Origin of the sequence: Nocardioides luteus, from assembly GCF_000960475.2 — a bacterium.
Lineage (GTDB): Bacteria > Actinomycetota > Actinomycetes > Propionibacteriales > Nocardioidaceae > Nocardioides > Nocardioides luteus_A.
Map to the genome: position 1 here is coordinate 1 of NZ_JZDQ02000071.1, position 4,163 is coordinate 4,163.

Here is a 4,163-nt window from a genome sequence, read left to right on the forward strand (position 1 = left end):
CGTCATGACGAGCCGACTCGGCGGGGCTGGGTCAGTGTGCGAAGTGGCGCGTGCCGGTGAAGTACATCGTCACGCCCGCCGCCTCGCACGCCTTGATGGTGAGCTCGTCGCGGATCGAGCCGCCGGGCTGGACGATCGCCTTGACGCCGGCGTCGATCAGGATCTGCGGGCCGTCCTCGAAGGGGAAGAAGGCGTCGGAGGCGGCGACCGAGCCGCGGGCACGCTCGGCGCCCTCGGCGAGGGTGTTGGCGCGCTCCACCGCCAGGCGGCAGGAGTCGACGCGGTTGACCTGACCCATGCCGATGCCCACCGCTGCGCCGTCGCGGGCCAGCAGGATCGCGTTGGACTTGGCGGCGCGTACGGCCTTCCAGGCGAACGCCAGGTCGGCCAGGGTCGCCTCGTCGGCGGCCTCGCCGGTGGCCAGGGTCCAGTTGGCCGGATCGTCGCCCTCGGCCTGGAAGGTGTCGGTGTGCTGCATCAGCAGGCCGCCGCTGATCGGCCGGGTCTCGACGCCGGTGGTCGCGAGCGGCTCGGCGACGAGGATGCGGATGTTCTTCTTGCCCTGCAGGATCTCGACGGCCCCGTCCTCGTAACCGGGAGCGACGATCACCTCGGTGAATACCTCGGCGACCTGCTCGGCCATCTGCTTCGAGACCGGTACGTTGGTGGCGATCACGCCGCCGAACGCGGAGACCGGGTCGCACTCGTGGGCGCGGCGGTGGGCCTCGGCGACATCGGCGCCGACCGCGACACCGCACGGGTTGGCGTGCTTGATGATCGCGACGGTCGGCTGGTCACCCTGGTCGTACGCCGCGCGGCGAGCGGCGTCGGTGTCGACGTAGTTGTTGTAGGACATCTCCTTGCCGTGCAGCTGCTCGGCGGCGGCCAGCCCGCCCGGACCGTAGCCCGCGCGGTAGAGCGCGGCCGGCTGGTGCGGGTTCTCGCCGTAGCGCAGCACCGCCTGGCGGTCCCAGGTCGCGCCCACCCACGCCGGGAAGCCCGAGCCGTCGGAGGTGTCGGTGAGCACGTTGCCCATCCAGGAGGCGACGTGGACGTCGTACGTCGCGGTGTGCACGAAGGCGGCCGCGGCGAGCGCCTTGCGCTGGTCGTAGGTGAAGCCACCGGCCGCGAGCGCGGCGAGGGTGTCGGCGTACTGCTCCGGGCTGGTCACGATGGCGACGGAGGGGTGGTTCTTGGCAGCGGCGCGGACCATCGAGGGGCCGCCGATGTCGATCTGCTCGACGACCTCGTCCGGCCCGGCGCCGGAGGCGACGGTCTGCACGAACGGGTAGAGGTTGGAGACGACCAGGTCGAACGGCTCGACCTCGAGCTCCTTGAGCTGCTCGACGTGGGACTCCAGGCGGCGGTCGGCGAGGATGCCGGCGTGCACGCGCGGGTGCAGCGTCTTCACCCGGCCGTCGAGGCACTCGGGGAAGCCGGTCAGGTCCTCGACCTTGGTCACCGGCAGGCCGAGCTTCTGGATCAGCGCGGCGGAACCGCCGGTGGAGACGAGCTCGACGCCGGCGTCGTGGAGCCCTCGGACCAGGTCCTCGAGACCGGTCTTGTCGTAGACGGACACCAAGGCCCGCTTGATGGCGATCTTGTCCTGCACAGGCACAGCCACACTCCTCATCGGTCGATGAATTCGATGAGGGGCACCCAGGCGGTCGATGCCGTCTCTTTACACTCCCCGGTGGTCCCCCACCTGCGCCAGTCGTGTGCTCGTCACTCTAACCGTTCAGGCGCGCCCGAACCGAACCCGCCGGCCGTCCACGGTGTAGCCCTCGCGGGCGATCCTTCCGACCGACTCGACGAGCATCGAGCGCTCGACGACCTTGATCCGCTCGTGGAGCGTCTCCTCGGTGTCGTCGTCCTCCACCGGCACGGTCACCTGGGCCATGATCATCCCGGTGTCGACCCCGGCGTCGACGATGAACAGCGTCGCCCCGGTCACCTTCACGCCGTACTCGAGCGCATCCCGCGCCCCGTGCATCCCCGGGAAGCTCGGCAGCAGCGCCGGATGGGTGTTGAGCGTCTTCCCCCCGAACCGGTCGAGGAAGGCAGCTCCGACGAGCTTCATGAACCCCGCGGAGACCACGAGATCAGGCTCGTACGCCGCCACCGACTCGGCGAGCGCCGCATCCCACTCCTCGCGCGACCCGAAGTCCTTGACCCGGTGCACGAAGGTCGGGACCCCGGCGTCGGTCGCCCGGGTCAGCCCCTGGATCCCGTCACGGTCGGCCCCGACCGCGACCACCTCGGCCCCGAACTCCGGGTCGGCACAAGCGTCGAGAAGGGCCTGGAGGTTGGTGCCCGAGCTGGACACGAGGACGACAAGACGAAGAGCCACGCCGTCACTCTAGAGCAGCGCAGGCCCCACGCCGGCGCCGCCCGGACCGCGCCAACAGCCCTTGTCACATCTGACCTGAGTTGCATAGGTTTAATGGGCGACGCCGCCGATGAGGTCCTGAGCGTCGGCGAGGACCGGCGGCCGGGCGTTGACGACGACCCCGAAATCAAGCCCGACCTGTGCAAGTCAGGTCAATCGCCGCACCCGCGCCTTCGCGGCGAGTCTTGGGAGGTAATGGCGTCGATGATCTTCCCGTCGATGAACGCGTTCCGAGACGCGTTTGGGCTCACGTCGGATCATCGCCTGCTGGTGTCCTCGGCCGGGGCCCAGACTCGCTCTAAGAACGCTGGCCCCCGGCCGGTCGACGTGCTTGCGCCGCAGCCCCTCGACACTGGCGCGTGGCTGTGATGCGGCACCCCACCCTGAGCCGTGAACAGCGTTGTCTCATAAAGCACCTCGTCGGGGCCACCTGTCATGTCAGAGTCCAAGCAGGCGCCTCCACCATCTCCGTGGCGTCCGCAACCACTCCTCATGAAACAGCTCCTGCTCTTCTAAGGACCCGATCGTGTTGGGTGGGGCATAAGCGAAAATTTCTACCAAATCCTTACTTCGAACTGGCCACCCTTTTCTAGTCAAGTAGACGACGGCCCCATCCGCCATCGAAATCGCCATGCTTGACACCCAAGCATTGGTCCTGGACCCGTTACAACAAATGCGCCCTCCTGCGACCTCGAAATGACGGCGCAAGTCGCGCAGAGAGTCCCAAGCATTCCCTCCGGACCCATTCCATTCGACTCCACCAGGCCCAATCAGAGTCAGATCCTCCACCTCGCGATCACTGTCTTCTACGACAGAGATTGTCCAGTCTTGCTCCGCCCCATCGAATAGGACCTTGACCGTTCCTCGGTACTCACGGAGCATCAATTATCCTCCAAACCGAGGATTGGGAATGTAGTTTCCTGTCCATGTTCCCCCATTATACTCGTAAGCCCCGCTGATGAATATCGGTGAAACCCCATTCTTGAAAGCGATCTCCTTTTCGTACGGAAACGGCGACTCCTTTCCAAATATCTCATTCACGTCGTACCCATTTCCAGGATCCTTGATTTCATAAACCCAGCCATGTTGCTGCAAACCCCAAGGCGCCATCTTGTCTTTCTTTGCCGAGAAATTCTCCGCCTGCCTCTTGCTCTTTGACGTTGAGACGAACGGTCCCCGATTCCACCAGACGTAGTCTCTAAGTGTTCCGTCGCCACGTCGAGAATTCGGACCGTTCGGCATAATCCCTTCAGCGAATGCAACTCCTGGATCTACCTTCCCGCCATGCCAAAGTGTTCTGATTTCATCCTCATGACGGTCACGCTTCTTCTTAAAGAACCGAGACTTTGCTCGCGAGGCGGCAGCCGCTTCTCTAGCGGCGTTGATCTTTCGTTGTTCAGCAGCTTCGGCACGAGCAGCAGCCTGGGCGAACGCTTGGGCGCGATCCGCGGCCGCGGCGTCCTTCTGCGCGACATGGTTCGGGATGCTGGTCGTGGCAGGCCTGCTCGTGCGAACAGGAGGCTTGCTGGACTTTCCAATGCCCCAAACGTTCCTGAAGTATGCGCCCCAGTTGATCGGTGTCACGTTGGTGACCACCGTCCCGCCGCCACCACCGCCGCCATTCACATCCACCCGCAGACCGGACGGATCGCTCGACGTGGCTGGATTCTGGTAGCCGTACGCGTAAGCGTTCAATTGGCGCGGTTCAGACGGCTCCAGCAACGGATCAGGAGAGATGAACGACCCCGTCACCGAGTCGTAATAGCGGGCACCC

The 4,163-nt window shown here is 65.4% G+C and carries 4 protein-coding genes and 1 riboswitch; of the genes, 1 reads left to right on the forward strand and 3 read right to left on the reverse strand.

What is annotated here, in order from left to right; translation table 11 throughout:
- Positions 1-31 precede the first annotated feature (31 nt).
- Positions 32-1,612, reverse strand: a complete 1,581-nt coding sequence (gene purH / locus UG56_RS27260; protein WP_371264416.1) for a bifunctional phosphoribosylaminoimidazolecarboxamide formyltransferase/IMP cyclohydrolase — start codon at positions 1,610-1,612, stop codon at positions 32-34.
- Between the two features lie 38 nt (positions 1,613-1,650).
- Positions 1,651-1,728: riboswitch (ZMP/ZTP riboswitch) on the reverse strand.
- A 10-nt stretch (positions 1,729-1,738) separates the two neighbouring features.
- The gene (purN, locus tag UG56_RS27265) at positions 1,739-2,350 is read right to left on the reverse strand and encodes a phosphoribosylglycinamide formyltransferase (protein WP_045549335.1); all 612 of its coding nucleotides are present in this window, start codon (positions 2,348-2,350) and stop codon (positions 1,739-1,741) included.
- 93 nt (positions 2,351-2,443) lie between these two features.
- Here purN and UG56_RS27270 point away from each other — a divergent pair, with 93 nt between their 5' ends.
- Positions 2,444-2,758, forward strand: a complete 315-nt coding sequence (locus UG56_RS27270; RefSeq protein WP_045549334.1) for a hypothetical protein — start codon at positions 2,444-2,446, stop codon at positions 2,756-2,758.
- A gap of 516 nt (positions 2,759-3,274) precedes the next feature.
- Here the strand turns inward: UG56_RS27270 and UG56_RS27715 are convergent.
- Positions 3,275-4,163 (reverse strand): scabin-related ADP-ribosyltransferase (locus tag UG56_RS27715; protein WP_305728745.1); only part of this gene is annotated, 889 nt, incomplete at its 5' end.